General features: G+C 61.8%; 17 protein-coding genes. 6 read left to right on the top strand and 11 right to left on the bottom strand.

The window, feature by feature from the left end:
* The first annotated feature begins 11 nt into the window (after positions 1–11).
* Positions 12–353: a tRNA-binding protein gene (locus AC4P1R_RS10760; protein ID WP_069461416.1), complete on the top strand. Its 342-nt coding sequence runs from the start codon at positions 12–14 to the stop codon at positions 351–353.
* Positions 354–468: 115 nt separating this feature from the next.
* On the opposite strand, the gene AC4P1R_RS10755 is transcribed toward AC4P1R_RS10760, so the two are convergent.
* The 4 genes from AC4P1R_RS10755 to AC4P1R_RS10740 all read right to left on the bottom strand — a co-directional run bounded on the left by AC4P1R_RS10755 (position 469) and on the right by AC4P1R_RS10740 (position 4,492).
* Positions 469–1,854: an ATP-binding protein gene (locus AC4P1R_RS10755; protein ID WP_069461417.1), complete on the bottom strand. Its 1,386-nt coding sequence runs from the start codon at positions 1,852–1,854 to the stop codon at positions 469–471.
* A 237-nt stretch (positions 1,855–2,091) separates the two neighbouring features.
* Entirely contained in the window at positions 2,092–2,796 is a 705-nt protein-coding gene (locus tag AC4P1R_RS10750; RefSeq protein WP_069461418.1) for a response regulator, read from the bottom strand.
* Between the two features lie 245 nt (positions 2,797–3,041).
* Positions 3,042–3,524: a MarR family winged helix-turn-helix transcriptional regulator gene (locus AC4P1R_RS10745; RefSeq protein WP_492176907.1), complete on the bottom strand. Its 483-nt coding sequence runs from the start codon at positions 3,522–3,524 to the stop codon at positions 3,042–3,044.
* A gap of 347 nt (positions 3,525–3,871) precedes the next feature.
* Complete coding sequence (locus AC4P1R_RS10740; RefSeq protein WP_069461420.1) at positions 3,872–4,492, bottom strand: DUF1236 domain-containing protein; 621 nt, start codon at positions 4,490–4,492, stop codon at positions 3,872–3,874.
* A 166-nt stretch (positions 4,493–4,658) separates the two neighbouring features.
* On the opposite strand from AC4P1R_RS10740, the gene AC4P1R_RS10735 reads away from it, so the two are divergent.
* Together AC4P1R_RS10735 and AC4P1R_RS10730 are read left to right on the top strand one after the other, a co-directional pair.
* Positions 4,659–4,820: a hypothetical protein gene (locus tag AC4P1R_RS10735; RefSeq protein ID WP_165614772.1), complete on the top strand. Its 162-nt coding sequence runs from the start codon at positions 4,659–4,661 to the stop codon at positions 4,818–4,820.
* 200 nt (positions 4,821–5,020) lie between these two features.
* Positions 5,021–5,662 carry an MBL fold metallo-hydrolase gene (locus AC4P1R_RS10730; protein WP_069461598.1) on the top strand — a complete coding sequence of 214 codons (642 nt, stop codon included), beginning with the start codon at positions 5,021–5,023 and terminating at the stop codon, positions 5,660–5,662.
* Between the two features lie 97 nt (positions 5,663–5,759).
* Here AC4P1R_RS10730 and AC4P1R_RS10725 read toward each other — a convergent pair whose 3' ends face one another.
* The 6 genes from AC4P1R_RS10725 to AC4P1R_RS10700 all read right to left on the bottom strand — a co-directional run bounded on the left by AC4P1R_RS10725 (position 5,760) and on the right by AC4P1R_RS10700 (position 10,384).
* Positions 5,760–6,164, bottom strand: a complete 405-nt coding sequence (locus AC4P1R_RS10725; protein WP_069461599.1) for a BA14K family protein — start codon at positions 6,162–6,164, stop codon at positions 5,760–5,762.
* 143 nt (positions 6,165–6,307) lie between these two features.
* On the bottom strand, positions 6,308–6,523 hold the full coding sequence (locus tag AC4P1R_RS10720; RefSeq protein ID WP_037415073.1) for a cold-shock protein: 216 nt from the start codon (positions 6,521–6,523) through the stop codon (positions 6,308–6,310).
* A gap of 652 nt (positions 6,524–7,175) precedes the next feature.
* A complete protein-coding gene (locus AC4P1R_RS10715; protein WP_492176906.1) occupies positions 7,176–8,072 on the bottom strand; it encodes a DMT family transporter in 897 nt (298 codons plus the stop codon).
* Positions 8,073–8,331: 259 nt separating this feature from the next.
* The gene (locus AC4P1R_RS10710) at positions 8,332–9,429 is read right to left on the bottom strand and encodes a PQQ-dependent sugar dehydrogenase (protein WP_492176905.1); all 1,098 of its coding nucleotides are present in this window, start codon (positions 9,427–9,429) and stop codon (positions 8,332–8,334) included.
* 288 nt (positions 9,430–9,717) lie between these two features.
* Positions 9,718–9,942 carry a hypothetical protein gene (locus tag AC4P1R_RS10705; protein ID WP_069461422.1) on the bottom strand — a complete coding sequence of 75 codons (225 nt, stop codon included), beginning with the start codon at positions 9,940–9,942 and terminating at the stop codon, positions 9,718–9,720.
* Positions 9,932–10,384: a hypothetical protein gene (locus AC4P1R_RS10700; protein ID WP_151611521.1), complete on the bottom strand. Its 453-nt coding sequence runs from the start codon at positions 10,382–10,384 to the stop codon at positions 9,932–9,934. Before AC4P1R_RS10700 ends, AC4P1R_RS10705 begins: the two co-directional genes overlap by 11 nt.
* Before the next feature lie 376 nt (positions 10,385–10,760).
* Here AC4P1R_RS10700 and AC4P1R_RS10695 point away from each other — a divergent pair, with 376 nt between their 5' ends.
* Positions 10,761–11,963 carry a pyridoxal phosphate-dependent aminotransferase gene (locus tag AC4P1R_RS10695; RefSeq protein ID WP_069461424.1) on the top strand — a complete coding sequence of 401 codons (1,203 nt, stop codon included), beginning with the start codon at positions 10,761–10,763 and terminating at the stop codon, positions 11,961–11,963.
* A 174-nt stretch (positions 11,964–12,137) separates the two neighbouring features.
* Here AC4P1R_RS10695 and carA read toward each other — a convergent pair whose 3' ends face one another.
* Entirely contained in the window at positions 12,138–13,343 is a 1,206-nt protein-coding gene (carA, locus tag AC4P1R_RS10690) for a glutamine-hydrolyzing carbamoyl-phosphate synthase small subunit (RefSeq protein WP_069461425.1), read from the bottom strand.
* 329 nt (positions 13,344–13,672) lie between these two features.
* Between carA and AC4P1R_RS10685 the strand changes: the two genes are divergently transcribed.
* Both AC4P1R_RS10685 and dnaG read left to right on the top strand, forming a co-directional pair.
* On the top strand, positions 13,673–14,122 hold the full coding sequence (locus tag AC4P1R_RS10685) for a GatB/YqeY domain-containing protein (RefSeq protein WP_069461601.1): 450 nt from the start codon (positions 13,673–13,675) through the stop codon (positions 14,120–14,122).
* Between the two features lie 180 nt (positions 14,123–14,302).
* Positions 14,303–16,282: a DNA primase gene (gene dnaG / locus AC4P1R_RS10680; RefSeq protein ID WP_492176904.1), complete on the top strand. Its 1,980-nt coding sequence runs from the start codon at positions 14,303–14,305 to the stop codon at positions 16,280–16,282.
* The last annotated feature ends 72 nt before the right edge of the window (positions 16,283–16,354 follow it).

Raw genomic sequence — 16,354 nt, 5'->3', positions numbered from 1 at the left:
AAGGAACTGCAATGTCGGAAACCATTGAATTTTCTGATTTCGAGCGCGTTGACATTCGGGTCGGTACGGTTGTCGGAGCCGAAGTGTTTCCCGAGGCACGCAAACCCGCCTACAAGCTGAAGATCGATTTCGGCCCGGAGATCGGCATCAAGAAATCCTCGGCGCAGATCACCGTGCATTACGAACCGGAGGAGTTGGTCGGCCGCCAGGTGCTCGCAGTGGTTAACTTCCAGCCGCGCCAGATCGGCCCGGTTCGTTCCGAAGTCCTGACCCTCGGCTTTGCGGATGAGGGCGGTGCGATCGTGCTTGCGGCAACCGAGAGGCCGGTGCCGAACGGCAGACGGCTGATGTAAAAGCTCCATGTACATTCCATTTGATTCTATCTGCGACAGGCACAGATAGAATGAGATCGACGATGCGACTGCATTAGCCGGTGCAAATGCTGATTTGCCGCGCGCGGAGAGCGCATCAGGTTGGCACGCGTACGGTCGCCCGCAGGCCCCCGAGCGGGCTTTGCGCAAGCGTCACGTTACCACCGTGGCTGCGGGCGATGTCGCGGGCGATGGCGAGCCCAAGTCCAGTACCGGAACTGTCGAGATTGCGCGCCTCGTCGAGCCGGAAGAACGGCTTGAATACGTCCTCCCGCACGGTTTCCGGAATACCGGGGCCGTCGTCGTCGACGATGACTGTAAGCCATTTTGGGCTCTGCCGCGCGTCGATGTGGACCGTGTCGGCGTATCGATAGGCGTTGGAGACGAGGTTGGCGAGGAGCCGGGTGAAGGCGTTCGGCCGGACACGGATCTCGTCCTGGCCCTCGACCGAAGTGGTCAGGCTCTTACCGTAGAGTTCCGCCTCCGCAGTGAAGCGGGCCATGAGATCACTGAGCTTCAACTGGCCGACATCCTCTTCCGCCTCGCCGCGGGCAAAGGCCAGATAGCCCTCGAGCATGTTCTGCATGTCCTCGACGTCCTGATTCAGGTTTTCGAGGTCGGGACTGTCGCCGGCGAGCGCAAGCTGCAGTTTGAAGCGGGTGAGAATCGTGCGCAGATCGTGGCTGACGCCGGTCAGCATCGCCGTGCGCTGCTCGATCTGGCGTTCGATGCGTTCGCGCATCAGAATGAAGGCGAGGCCGGCGCGACGGATCTCGTCGGCGCCGCGAGGTGCGAAATCGTCGATCTTCTGTCCCTTGCCGAAACTCTCGGCGGCGTTCGCCAAGGCCAGGATCGGTCTGATTTGGCCGCGAAGAAAGAGAATGGCGATCGTCAGCAGCACCAGCGACGCGCCCACCATCCATACGAGGAAGATATGGGTGTTCGATGCATAGGCCTGATTGCGTCGGGCATAGATCCGGAGAATACGGCCGTCTTCGAGCCTGATCCGGATTTCGACGATCTTCGAGTTCCCGACGGTGTCGATCCAGAAAGGTAGCCGCACCTGGTTCGAGATCTCTTCGCTCAGAATCCGGTCGAGAATTTCGAAGAACGGCTTCGGGCGCGGCGGCGGCAGTTCGCCGCCCGGCTCGACGCTGATATTGAGACCGAGCTGCTCCCCAGCGATGCGGACGATCTCGTTGATATCGCCATCCTTTGGAAAGGTCGTGATCAGGTCCACGATCGCAGCGATGTCGTTGGTGACCGCGGCAGAGAGACGCTGCGTTACGAGCTGCCAGTGCCGCTCCATGAAGACGAAAGCGACGACCGACTGCAGGAGGACCATCGGAATGACGACGATCAGCAGCGAACGGGCATAAAGCCCCATCGGCAGGCGACGACGCAGCCAGCGGGCGAGGCGCTTCCAGGCGCCGTCGGCGGGGCTCGACCTTTCCCGCTTGAGGCTGTCGATGCTAGCCCGCATTATTCACACTCCTTGCGCCTTGCGTGGGATTGAGGCGCGCTGGATACGGGCGAAAGCCGAGTAAAGCGTAGCCCGTCCTACGGTTGAGCGGTTTTCGCCCGGAGGCAGCCGCCATTCTCCCACGCTGTCGCCGTTTTGAACCGGCGCAGGGCACAAGGAGTGTGAGAAATGCGGGCTAGCCATCAATGCCCATTTTGGTTGCCGGAACATGCCTTATGTTAGTGCGCGGGCGCCTCGCTAGTCCACGCTCAATCGATAGCCGATCCCCCGCACAGTCTGCAGCCAGACGGGATTGGAGGGATCGTCCTCGATCTTGCGCCTCAGCCGGTTGATCTGGACGTCGATCGTGCGTTCGCCGACTTCCGCATCGTCGCCGATCAGTTCGTGGCGGGGTATGGTCTCGCCGGCGCGTTGTGAAAACAGCATCATGATCTCCTGTTCGCGGTCGGTCAGTCGGATCTGCTCGGCACCGCGCCGGAGCTCCTTGCGCACGACGGAGAACGTATAGGGGCCGAAAATCACCTGATCGACCTTCGGCGTCTGCGCCGGCTGGTTTCGCCTTAGAATATTGCTGATCCGGAGCACGAGTTCGCGCGGTTCGAAAGGCTTCGGCAGGTAGTCGTCTGCGCCGGCTTCGAGGCCCTCAATGCGTGAGTTCGTTTCGGCCAGGGCAGTCAGCATGATGATCGGCACCGTCTTGATCTGCCGCAGGCTCTGGGTCAGCGCGATGCCGCTTTCGCCCGGCATCATCACGTCGACGATCAGAAGGTCGAAGTCGAGTCCGACAAGCTTACGCCGAGCCTCGTTGGCATCCGCCGCCGTCGTCACGCGGAAGCCCTGTTCGAGCAGATAGCGGTTGAGCAGGTCGCGAATGCGCCGGTCGTCGTCGACGATCAGAAGATGCGCTGCATCATCGGAAACTTTCGCCTTTGCCTTCAACATTCGCTGACCTCGTTCCTCGCTGAGCCGATTTGGCACTTCCCCTCGATCCGCAGGTTTCATCAACCGATTTCGGGCCAGAACCCTAAAACATGCGGCAAACAAAAGCGATATAGGCGCTTGGCCCGGTCGTGGCGTTCGGGTCGAGCGCCGCCATTTCAGATTCGGTGCGCGTATGGAAACATCGCCGAGCGGTCGCCCATGTCGCTGATTCCGGCGGGCTGGTCCACAGAGAGACCTGCCCCAGACTATTCCGCAGTGGTGTTCCTCATGCTGGCGAGAAACCGCTTCACGACGTCGCGCGCCCCCGGACCTGCCTCTGCCAATGCATCGGCTATGCGGCGGGACTGTGGCTCGGCAAGCGCTCTTGCCAAGGCTTGCCCCTCTTTTGTCGTGTAGAGCATGCGTTGACGCCTGTCCTCCGGACCGGTCAGCTGGCGTATGTAGCCTGAATCGATCAATTGCTTCAGGACCCGGGCGAGACTCTGTTTGGTGATCTTCAGCGTGTCCAGGAGATTGGCGACGGTCATGCCGGGTTCGCGGTTGACGAAATGCACGACGCGGTGGTGCGCCCGGCCGAAGCCGCTCTTTTCCAGAATGGCATCCGGATCGCTCGTGAAGTCGCGATAGGCGAAGAACAGGAGTTCGATCATCTCGAAATCGATCGCCTCGTCATCCTTGCCGTGGGCTTTGGTCAGGTGTTGGCTGTTGTTCCTCGGTTGGCCCGCCACGCAGTCATTTCCTTTCACGCTATTTGCGGTTCGCGGTGAAAAGATATGTCAGTTTTATTGACTTAGTTCCAGCCGGGCCAGCTGGACGCCTCTAATCGGCGGATAAAGAGCGCGCCTTCGCCATCTTGCGCGTGAAGGGGTGAAAAACGGCTACCGCCGCATGGGTGCGGCCCCATCGGGTGCTTCTTACACGCAGAAAATGGACAGGCGCCCAGCCGCCCTTCCACCTGCAGCATTGAAGCAACCTTCTAGATCAAAGACACGCGGCAATTTCAAGCCCGACAGCGCCGCGTGTCTGACATGGCGCACGGCACTGTGACGAGGGAATGAAACCGGCCGGCGGCGCGTCAACGGTAGATGTAGACGATCCGTCGCGTCGCCGGTTCGACCAGCACCGGCTGGTTGTTGACCACGACATATTCATACTCGTAATCCGGGATGGGTCGCACGGCTACCGCGCTCGGTACGGTGGCACCGAGGACCACCTCGCCTTCGAGATAAACCGGCTCCACCGGGTTTTCGGTGATATAGGTCCTCACCGTTGGAGGCGGGGCGACGGTCGGGATGTCGTCGACACGGCCTATGAGCTCAAGCGGTTCGGGTCCAGTGGTGACCGTTGCTCCCGTGGCCTCGTAGGAGACGACGGGAACCCCGATTTCCTGGCGCCGTTCGGAAATGACCACCGTCGAACCGCCGCTTTCCGTCTGCAGATACTTGGAATACGCCCAACCACTGACGCCGCCGGCATTCACGCGGCACCACAGGCTGCCTTCGATGCAGCCTTCCAGTGCGGCTGTGCTGCCGCCCGGCGCGACGCCAAGGACCGGATATTGGGGGCCGGGGCCGGCGCGCAGATTGAGGTCAGTCGTAACGGTGGCGTTCATGTCCGCAAAGGCGGCGGGAACGCCTGCGGCGAGGATCAGGCCCGCCGTTGCCGCTCGGATAAGATGGGGGAAGAGGGTCTTCATCCTTTTGCTCCTCATTCGTGATGAACGAAAAAACGCCTCGCGCCAGAGTGATGTTCCCCCCGTGACATCACGAAATGTGTGGTTGCGCCATATTGGGCCGAAACCTGGGCGCCGAAGGGAAACCACCGTCCATGCTTTTTTCGGCCGAACGAATTGGGGGGACGACATGCAGGGTCAATCCGTGCGGGAAATCAGCGCTGCCGAGCGGCAGCTTCGCCCGTTGGTCGTCATCGTCGTTGCGGCGAATTTCGCCGTAACCGCGCTGCTGCTCACGACCGTGCAACTCGCGCCGCCGGCGCCGGCGCCGGGAATCGTGGCGCTTCGTTGAGGCGATTTCCTGGTTTGAGCTGTCATTCCACCCATATAAGGCTATAGGTGGCCTTCTGCGGGCGCGACCCGCCACTGCACGTCTCCTTACTCGGCTCGATTTGAGGATAAAGACACGCAGCAGGGTGCCAGAGAGAACTTTGCGCGCTCGATAGGACGCGCGGCGCTGTAAAGACGTTCACAAACGAGGGCATGGTTGGCATGTTACAGGCGGGCATCATCCCGGTTACGCATTTTCAGCAGAACTGCACTGTCCTGTTCGACAGCGAGACAAAGGACGGGGTGATCGTCGATCCCGGCGGCGACGTTGACGTCATCCTGCAGACGGTCCGCGAAAACGGCATCACGTTGAAAGCGATCTGGCTTACGCATGGCCATATCGACCATGCGGGTGGCGCCAAGGAACTGAAGGATGCGCTGGGGGTTCAGATCCTCGGCCCGCACAAGGACGACCAGCCTTTGCTCGAGCGGCTGGAGGAGCAGGCGGAACGCTTCGGCCTGGCGATGAAGGTGGAGAACGTATTGCCTGACCAATGGCTGGAGGAGGGAGATGTGGTGTCCTTCGGCAGCCACGTCTTCGAGGTGTTGCATTGCCCGGGCCATGCGCCCGGCCACGTCGTCTATGTCAACCGCACCCAGAATTTCGCCCATGTGGGCGACGTGCTGTTCCACGGTTCCATCGGGCGCACCGACCTGCCGGGCGGAAATCACCAGCAGCTTCTTCAGTCCATTCGCGACAAGATCCTGCCGCTCGGGGACGATGTCGGCTTCATCTGCGGTCACGGTCCCGGCGGTCGGATCGGTGAGGAGCGCCGCACCAATCCGTTTCTGCGCGGCCTCTGAAGAGAAGCTACTGTGCCGCGCGACTTATCTGGATTGAGACATAGGAAAAGCCGCGCACCTCGGGGGATGAGCGCGGCTTTGTCAATTCTTCGCGTTATCAGCCGGCGGTGCAGAAATGGCTGCGGCCGTCATAGCCGATGAAGGTGCCGCTGTCCGGATCGAACGAGCGGTAGCGCTGCGAGCAGTAGCGGTACCAAGCCGGTGTCCAGGGCTCGAGGCCGTAGCTTTCGGCCACGACGGGACGATAGACGGGGCGGGGACGATAGACCGGGCGCGGCTCATAATATTCGGGTTCCGGATCGATATAGACCCGTTCGCTGTAGCGCGGTTGCGAGGCGATCGCGCCGCCGATGAGCGTGCCGGTAACAAGCCCGACAGCACCGGCCGCCCAGGCATCGCTGTTGTGGTGGTGACGATCTCGCGCCTGGGCGCTGCCGAAGGTGGGAAGCACCACGGCGGCTGCTGCGATCGAGAGAACGGCTGCTTTCCAGAACTTGTTCATGCGCTTCATTCCTGTGCCTTGGGCCGGCCAGTTCCGGCTTTCATGATGATCGGAAACTATCGGGGCCAAACTGAACGGAGCCTGAACGAAAAAACCCGGCATGGCTGCCGGGTCAAGAAAGTATCAATCGACGGAGGGTATCGTCAGCCGACGATCTGAAGGTTGACAGCCTTCGGGCCCTTGCCGCGACGATCCGGCTCGGTGTCGAAGGAGACCTTCTGATTTTCCGAAAGCCCGCTCAGGCCGGAAGCCTGTACAGCGGAAATATGTACGAAGATATCAGCGCCACCGTTTTCAGGTTTGATGAAGCCAAAGCCCTTGTCGGTGTTGAAGAATTTTACGGTGCCAGTCTCGGCCATGCGTCAGGTCCTTTTCTCTCCACCCGATCATGGGTGGCATTGCAGTTTGCCCAAATGGGCGTGGGGGCAGGCAGTTCTCGACAATTGAGGAAAGGGTCCTGTTATCGCGACCATCCATGGGAAGGCACAATTATCCTCCCCGCAGCTTGCCGCCCGGAGTGCTTTTGCGTCCTCCGGCCCGCTTATTTTCAAGATCTTCCCGTGTTCGCAAATTGCCCGAACAGAAGTAAGAGTGATCAGTTTATTTTAAGTTGGCAAGCAAAACTTTTGGGAAGCGGCGTTGCTTTTTGCCATTGCTCAAAAATGGCGCAATTCGCGGTTTTACCGGTGTTTTTAGAGATATATCGCAAGCTGTTGAATCCACCCGTCTTTTGAGGTGTGCCAGGCCCAACGGCAGGTTTGCGCCAAATTTTGTCGCTCTGGAACATGCTGCCGTATTGGGCGACGCCGCAGTCAGGCGCAAACGACTGATTTGGCTCGATCTCTACACAGGATCCGTTTCATCCGGGCAATCGGGCAACCATTGCAGGTGTTGATACTATTCCCCGCGTGGAACTGATGTTCCATTTTGGTGGAAAGTAGAACGACAATACAGCATTAAGTAATACAGTAAGTTCACGTCCTTTGCAGGCGCAATATTGCTGGCTGCCGCTCAAGCGGCCGCGGTCTTCTGGCGTCGCCTTGTCAATTCCGGCACGAGTTCGACCGCAAGCATCGCCGCGAAAATGACGGCGCAGCCGACATAGCCGACCGGCGTGATGGCCTCGCCGAGCAGCACCATGCCGAAGAGGGCTGCGAAGAGGGCCTCGCTCGAAAGGAAGATCGCCGCCTGCGCTGCCGTCGTGTACCGCTGGCCGACGACCTGACAGATGAAGGCGATGCCGCTCGAAAACACGCCGGCATAGAGGATTTCCGGCAGGGCGGCTTCCACGGCCTCGACGCTCAAGGGCTCAAACACGGCGGCCAGCAGGATGCCGACGACTGCGCAGACGGCAAATTGCGTCATCGAAAGCAGCATCGGCCGGCCGGTACGCGCCGCGAAGATACCAATGAGCATCACCTGGATCGCCCAGAAAAGCGCGCAGACGATCGTCAGCAGGTCTCCGCCGTTCAGGCCCGACAGGGTGCCGCCGCTCAAGAGAAAGATGCCCAGGCTTGCCATCAGTGCCGCCGGCCAGATGACCCAATGGGGCCTGCGGCGCAGGAAGACGATGGTCAGGATCGGCACGAAGACGACATAGAGGCCGGTCAGAAAGCCGGAATTGGTGACGCTGGTGGTGAGCAGACCGAACTGCTGCGTAACTGCGCCGCCGAACAGCGCCAGGCCGATGAACACGAAGTTGCGCATCGTCCCGCGGGATAGCGGCCTTTTGGTCTGCCGTGCTTCGATAAACACCAGCGGCAGCGCGACGAGCGTGGCAATTGCGAAGCGCAGGCCGATGAACCAGAGCGGACCGATCACATCCATTGCCGTCGATTGCGCAACGAAGCCGGCGCCCCAGATCGCACCGGATAGCAGCAGGAACAGATTGGCCTGAATGCGCGTCACGGTCGCCCTCTCGCTTTGGTTTGGATGGAAGCAATCCAAATCGGCGTCGTGCCGCGGTTGCATCCGCGCTGTAGCAATTGCGTGTTTCTTCGGCAAGAACCATGCTCGTGTGCTTCCGGTTGCGAAGCCGCAATGAGGGGCGATGAAAGAGGCAGACTATTCTGACACGCCGCTTGCAAGTTGTTCCGCGAAGCGCCGTACTCTTCGTAGCTTCCCGAAAATCCGGTGTCGGGCTGGTGCGCTGGAGCTTTGCGGAAGTTTACTGTGTCGGGGCTTTGGAGACCCGGAGCACAGCGCCGTTATCCTCGTCTGTGACCATCAGCAGCGCGCCGTCGGGCGCAACGACCACGTCACGGAGCCGGCCAAACTCGCCATCGAACAGCCGTTCCTCGGCAATGATCGCTCCACTTTCGTCGCGGTCCATCCGGGCGAGCAGCTGGTATTTCAAGGCTGCGACCAGGAGATCGCCGTCCCATTCCGGAAACATCTTGCCGCGATAGACCGCGATTGCGCCGGGGGCAATCGACGGGTCCCAATAATAGAGCGGCTGCTCAAGGCCCTCCTTGGCGGATCCTTCGCCGATTTCGGCGCCGGAATAATCGCGGCCATAGGTGATCACCGGCCAACCATAGTTGCGGCCGGGGAGGGGATTGTTGACCTCGTCGCCACCGCGGGCGCCGTGCTCGACGGTCAGAAGCGTGCCTTCGACGGGATCGAATGCGATGCCCTGCGGATTGCGGTGTCCTATGGACCAGATCTCCGCCCGTCCGCCGGTGTCGCCGCGATAAGGGTTGGAGGCGGGTATCGAGCCGTCGGTGTTGATGTGCAGGATCGAGCCGGCATGGTCGCGCGGGTCCTGGGCTCGCTCGTCGTCGCCGCGATCGCCGATGCCGAAGAACAGACTGCCGTCCCGATCGAAGGCGATGCGCGACCCGAAATGCTGGCCCGCCCGTGTGAACCGGTTCATCCGGAAGATTTCCTCGACATTCGTAAGACGCTCCTCGTCTTCCGATAGGACGGCTCGCGCGACCACGGTGCCATAGCCTCCCTCGCCGCGCGCTGCGAACGTGAGATAGAGCGTACGGTTCGTTGCGAATTGCGGATCGAGGGCGACGTCGAGCAGCCCGCCTTGACCGTGTGCCGCTACTTCGGGCACATCGCTGATAGGCGCAGAGAGTTTGCCGTCTCGCAGAATGCGCAGCCGCCCCGGGCGCTCGGTGACGATGAGCGCCCCATCCGGCAGCGCCTCGACCGCCCAGGGATGCTCAAGCCCGGTCGTGAGCGTCTCGACGACGATCGTCCCCTTCTGCGTTGCAAATTGCCGAGTCTCCGCGGCATTGGCCGGCTCTATTGGCATGAGGAGCAGTCCGCCCGCGAGGACGGCCGCAAGCGGAACGCATGCCGCGTGGATCCTGTGGAGCTTGGTTCTTCCCGACCACGGCTGTCGCATCCGCTTTCCCTTCCGTCGCGCTCCTGCGGAGGGGCGCTGTCTCGCCCGACGGCTTTTGCGCGGCTTTTGCACCAGCGCACGGGGCTAAGCTGGAGCGCCGCACCCGACGCTTCAAGTCATATCTGATCAAAAGGGCTTTACCGAGAAGGGGGCAAGAGATCACTGCAGCATTTTCAGCGCCGCATGTCCTGGTCCTTAAATCGAGGTCGATTGGAGGAAACTTGCAGTTGCCTTCATATAGAATCCCTTGCCAATGAGCATGAGGCCGGCGATGGCAATGAGGGCGATGGCGGCGGCGACGATGGTCTCGACCGCCGACAGCCGGGCGAGGAAGGCTTGGCGCTGGCTGGTTGGGCGCTGGCTGGTTGGGCGCTGGCCGTTTGGGCGCTTGTCGGTCGGGGCGTCCGCGTCATCGGCCATGGTGCCTGACCTTCGCGTATATCACCTCCACCTTCTGGCTGCGCCAGAAGCCGAATGCGGTTCCGCCGAAAAGCGCGGTCGCAAGCAGGATGAGTCCGGCGAGGATCTGCCTGTCGGCCGCGGTCGTCAGACCCATCCCCGGGTCCACTTCGGCGCTGCGCTGCGCCATCGACGCCGCCATTGTCGGACCGGGATCCGACAGCCTTGCCCCAATTGCGATCTTACTTTGCGGCGGGTCGTTCGCGCGCATATGTACCGCAGGCGGTGACGTGCTTTCCGCCGCCTGTGCCGTGGCCGGCACCAACAGGCCGAGGATCATCAGGACGCAGGCGGCGAGCGCGGCAATCGCCAGATAGAAGCCCCAGCGCGCCTCGTTCGGCCGCGGATGCCGGTCGGAAATTTCGTCGTCGAGAAACATGGCACGCCCCACGATGCGATGCATTCGGAGCATTCATGATGCGGCTCGGATCTCGGCTCTTGCGGGACGGAATTGCGGCGCTCCGTGACAGTTGTTGTGGCGAAATCGGGGCAGATCGGAGCGCGAATGCTGGCGGATTTTCCCGCGTGTGATCGGAATGCATGATGAGCATCCACATGCTGATCGCGCGAATTTCCGGGCGGTCCGACCCTGCGCAAACCTCGGATCGAGCGGATGAATCATTGTCATGGTGACGCATTTTAAACGGCATTGCGCCGATTTTGCCTTGGTGGCGCTTGCAAGACAGGACGTCTTTCGACATAGACCTAACCGCTATGGGGCCCGATATCCTGCTCCCTAGCGTTTTCACGCCCGCCTCGAAACGATCAGGACTCACATCATGGCCTTCCTTGCCGATGCCCTTTCCCGTGTAAAGCCCTCCGCCACCATCGCCGTTTCGCAGAAAGCCCGCGAATTGAAAGCGAAAGGCCGCGACGTCATCGGCCTCGGGGCAGGGGAGCCGGATTTCGACACGCCCGATAACATCAAGAAGGCTGCGATCGACGCGATCAACCGCGGCGAGACGAAATACACGCCGGTCTCCGGCATTCCGGAGCTGCGCGAAGCCATCGCCAAGAAGTTCAAGCGCGAGAACGGCCTCGACTACACTGCGGCGCAGACGATCGTCGGCACCGGCGGAAAGCAGATTCTTTTCAATGCCTTCATGGCGACGCTCAATCCGGGCGATGAAGTCGTGATCCCGGCACCCTATTGGGTCTCCTATCCTGAGATGGTGGCGTTGTGCGGCGGCACGCCGGTTTTCGTCTCGACCAAGCAAGAGAACAATTTCAAGCTCAAGGCCGAGGACCTTGAAAAGGTCATTACGCCGAAGACGAAATGGTTCGTCTTCAACTCGCCGTCGAACCCCTCCGGCGCGGCCTATTCCCATGACGAGTTGAAGGCACTGACGGAAGTGTTGATGAAGCATCCGCACGTCTGGGTGCTGACCGACGACATGTACGAGCACCTGACCTATGGCGACTTCAAATTCGCTACCCCGGTCGAAGTGGAGCCCGGCCTTTACGACCGCACGCTGACGATGAACGGCGTTTCGAAGGCCTATGCGATGACCGGCTGGCGTATCGGCTATGCCGCGGGTCCGCTTGAGCTCATCAAGGCGATGGACATGATCCAGGGCCAGCAGACTTCCGGCGCGACCTCGATCGCCCAATGGGCGGCCGTCGAGGCGCTGAACGGCCCGCAGGATTTCATCTCGCGCAACAAGGAAATCTTCCAGGGTCGTCGCGATCTCGTCGTCTCGATGCTGAACCAGGCCAAGGGCATTTCCTGCCCGACGCCGGAAGGCGCCTTCTACGTTTATCCGTCCTGCGCCGGACTGATCGGCAAGACCGCCCCTTCGGGCAAGGTCATCGAAACCGACGAGGATTTCGTCTCCGAGCTTCTCGAAGCCGAAGGCGTCGCGGTGGTGCACGGATCGGCCTTCGGCCTCGGCCCGAATTTCCGCATTTCCTACGCGACCTCCGAGACGCAGCTCGAAGAGGCATGCCGCCGCATCCAGCGCTTCTGCGCGGCCTGCAAATAAGGGCGGGTTTTTACCGCAATTGAAGAGAAGCCCGCCTGTTGTGGCGGGCTTTTTTGCGGCATGCCGATTCAGGTTGGTATGGTAATGGGTTGAAACTGCAGTCTTTTTGCCTCGGGAAAGTTTAAGGTTTGGCGGCAATGCCCCCTCTGGCACGCCAGACAGGCGCGACTGCTCTCAGCGCTCGGCCAGCGCCGGCTCGCCCTTCTTTTCGCGGATCAGGTTCATAAAGCGGCGGAACAGATAGTGGCTGTCCTGCGGGCCGGGGGAGGCCTCCGGATGGTGCTGGACGGAGAAGACGGGCCTGCCGGCGAGGCGCAGCCCGCAATTGGTGCCGTCGAAGAGCGAAATGTGAGTCTCTTCAACGCCCTGCGGCAACGACTTCGAATCGACCGCGAAGCCGTGGTTCATCGACACGATCTCGACCTTGCCGGTGGTATGATCCTTGACCGGGTGGTTGGCGCCGTGATGGCCCTGATGCATCTTCTCCGTTTTGGCGCCGAGCGCCAGCGCCAGCATCTGATGGCCGAGGCAGATGCCGAAGACCGGTATGTCGGACTTCAGCAGGTCCCGGATCACCGGCACGGCATATTCGCCGGTCGCCGCCGGGTCGCCCGGGCCGTTCGAGAGGAAGATGCCGTCGGGCTTGAGCGCCAGAACCTCTTCGGCGCTCGTTTGCGCCGGGACGACGGTGACCCGGCAGTTCAGGCCGGCGAAGAGGCGCAGAATGTTGCGCTTGACGCCGTAATCGAGCGCGACGACATGGTAGGCGGCATCCGTCTCGCCGAGCGTGGAATAGCCCTCGTTCCAGACCCAGGGCGTCTCGCTCCAGCGGTAGGACTGGCCGGAGGTTGCGACCCTGGCGAGGTCGAGGCCCTCGAGGCCGCTCCAGGCCTTCGCCTCGGCCTTCAGCGTCTCGACGTCGAAGACGCCGTTCGGATCATGGGCGATGACAGCGTTCGGCATGCCGTTCTCGCGGATCCAGGCCGTCAGTGCCCGCGTGTCGATGCCGGAAAGACCAATGATGCCGCGCGCCTTCAGCCAGGCATCGAGATGTTTGACGGCGCGATAGTTGGAGGGATCGGTGATGTCGGCCTTGAAGATCACGCCGACGGCGCCGTGGCGGGCGGCGGGCGTCAGGTCCTCGATGTCCTCGTCATTGGCGCCGATATTGCCGATATGCGGGAAGGTGAAGGTGACGATCTGGCCGAGATAGGAGGGGTCCGTCAGAATTTCCTGATAGCCCGTCAGGGCGGTATTGAAGCAGACTTCCGCCTGGACCTTGCCGGTCGCGCCGATGCCCTTGCCTTCGATCACCGTGCCGTCGGCCAGAACGAGCAAGGCAGTGGGTTTCTGGATTGTCCATGCGGGTGTCGCGGTCATCGTTCCTATCCCGTTGCGGCGGCCGGCGGAGCGGCTTGAAAGCCGGCCGATATATCGCCATCTCATATGCTCAGGCATGGACGCGCGGGAACCCCCGCGAAGAATGTGTCATGCCGATGTCGTGCAGGTGCCGGAAAATAGCCAAAGGCTTGAACGGGGTCAACCAGCCGCCTGTGAATTGTCGGGAAAATAAAGATCCTTATAATTCAAAGGGTTGCGTATTCCGTTTGATTGCACCTGCCGCAGTGGTTAAAGACGACGATAACAATGACGCAATCGAGCCGGTTCCGAATTGAGATGCAGGGGCCGGTTTCGGCATGGAGAAGAATATGCGCGAGCACTTCGCCAACGCACTGAAAGAGGCGCTGAAGGCCAAGGACGCAAGGCGAACGTCGACCGTCCGGCTGATCCAGGCGGCGATCAAGGATCGCGACATCGCCAATCGCGGCCAGGGCAAGGATCCGGTCGGCGACGAGGAGATCATGCAGATCCTCGCGAAGATGATCAAACAGCGCGAGGAATCGGCCCGCGTCTACGATGAAGGCGGCCGGCCGGAACTGGCCGAGCAAGAGCGGCAGGAAATCGCGATCATCGGCGAGTTCCTGCCCGAGCAGTTGCCCGAGGAAAAGGTGAAGGAGCTTTGCGCCAAGGTCGTGAAGGAGACCGGTTCGCACGGGCTCCGCGACATGGGCAAGTGCATGAACGCGCTGAAGGAGCGCTATCCCGGCCAGATGGACTTCGCCAAGGCTTCCGGCGTCGTCAAGGACCTGTTGAAGTAGAGGCGGGCCCGCCCGTTCGCGGCGGGCCGTCGATTTCGCAGTGAGAAAACGACCCCGGCAGGGCTGGACTCGAGCTCGTCTCCCTTCTTTCATGCCCCTGTGAATTGCGGGCAAGGTGGATCCGCACTGTGGCATCCCGTCGGCTTCCCGCTTATAGGGGGAGTCGGCCAGAGGAAATCCATGCGCTTTTCACCGTCCTTTCTCGACGAGATCCGCGACCGCGTCCCGATATCGGACGTGATCGGCAAGCGCGTGACCTGGGATCGCCGCAAGACCAATGTCTCGCGCGGTGACTATTGGGCCTGCTGCCCGTTTCATGGCGAAAAGACGCCGAGCTTCCATTGCGAGGACCGCAAGGGCCGCTATCACTGTTTCGGTTGCGGCGTCTCCGGTGATCATTTCCGCTTCTTGACTGATCTCGAAGGGTTGAGCTTTCCCGAAGCGGTGCAGCAGATCGCCGACATGGCGGGCGTGCCCATGCCGCAGCCGGATCCGGAGGCCGAACGGCGCGACAAGGAGCGCACGAGCCTGCTCGACGTGATGGAATTGGCGACCCAGTTCTTCGAAGACCAGCTTCAGACCGCGAGTGGTGCCAGGGCCCGCGCCTATCTGCGCGAGAGGGGACTGACAGGTCGGACGATCGACATGTTCCGGCTCGGCTATGCGCCCGACAGCCGCAATGCGCTCAAGGAATTTCTCGCAGGCAAGGACGTCGGCAAGGAGCAGATAGAGGCCTGCGGGCTCGTCGTGCATGGTCCGGACATTCCGGTTTCCTATGATCGCTTCCGCGATCGCATCATGTTCCCGATCCTCTCGGCGCGCGAAAGGGTGATCGCCTTTGGCGGCCGTGCGATGTCGCCGGATGCGCCGGCGAAGTACCTGAATTCGAACGAGACCGAGCTCTTCCACAAGGGCAATGTCCTCTTCAATTTCGCCCGCGCCCGCCGGGCGGCGCAGGGTGCGGACGGCGCCGGCACGATCATCGCCGTCGAGGGCTATATGGACGTGATCGCGCTGCATCAGGCCGGCATCGAAAACGCCGTTGCCCCGCTCGGCACGGCGCTCACCGAAAACCAGCTGGATCTGCTCTGGAAGATGACGTCGCAACCGGTGCTCTGCTTCGACGGCGACGGCGCCGGTATCCGCGCCGCCAACCGCGCCGTCGACCTGGCGCTGCCGCACTTGAAACCCGGGCGTTCGGTGCGTTTCGCCATGCTGCCGGATGGCAAGGATCCGGACGATCTCGTGCGCTATGAAGGACGCGACCCCTTCGACAAGGTGCTCGCCAATGCCCGCTCGCTCGCCGATATGGTGTGGCTGCGCGAGGTGCAGGGCGGCAGCTTCGATACGCCGGAAAAGCGCGCCGAGCTCGAAGCTCGACTGAGGCAGGTGACCGCCGTCATTGCTGACGAAAGCGTGCGCCGCCATTACGGCCAGGACATGCGCGACCGGCTGAACGCCTTCCTGCAAGCCGGCACTCCCTTTCGGGGTGATCGGCGGCCCTTCGAGCGGGGCGGGCGAGAGCGCGGCGGACAAAGAGGCTTTGCAGGCGCTCGCAATGCTGCCGGCCCGACCTCGATCTCCGACCGGCTGGCACGCACGTCGCTCGTCAGCGGCCAGCAGGCCGCGCCGCTTCTGCGCGAAAGCGTGCTGGCCATCACCATCGTCAATCACCCGCAATTGCTGTTCGACGAATATGACGAGATCTCGACCATCGAGTTCGACCACCGCGACCTGCAGCGCTGCTGGGCTGCGGTGCTGAACGCCGCGGCAGCAAGCGGACCGCGGCTGACGCGGGAGGGCCTTATCGAGCAGTTGGAGGCGGAGGGCTTCGGCGTTCTGATCGGCCAACTCGATCAGCAGGTGCGCTATGCGCGGCTCTGGACAGCGACGGCCGTCGCGGCTCCGGAGGACGCGCGCGAGGGCTACCTCCAGGCGCTCACCCTTCACCGGCGGACGAAGGCATTGCTCTGGCAGAAGCGGGAGTTGGAGCGTGAAATCGCGGAAGCCGCGGCGACCGAGGACGTAGAGCAGGGTCAGCGTCTGGTGCGTGCCATGGAGGAGGTGCAGCTCGAGCTCCACCGAATGGACAAGCTGGAAGCGATCATCGAAGGCTTCGGGGTGCTGTCCGGTCGCGTCAAAGGGCCGGCGGCGCGGTGATGGGGGCTCGTGGATTGCTCATCGGCTGCCCATGCGTGGTTCAGCGCCAGATTCCAGCCTGCTGCAGCCGAG

Source organism: Sinorhizobium sp. Y406 (assembly GCF_058732025.1).
This window is presented reverse-complemented; position numbering and strand designations above follow the sequence as displayed.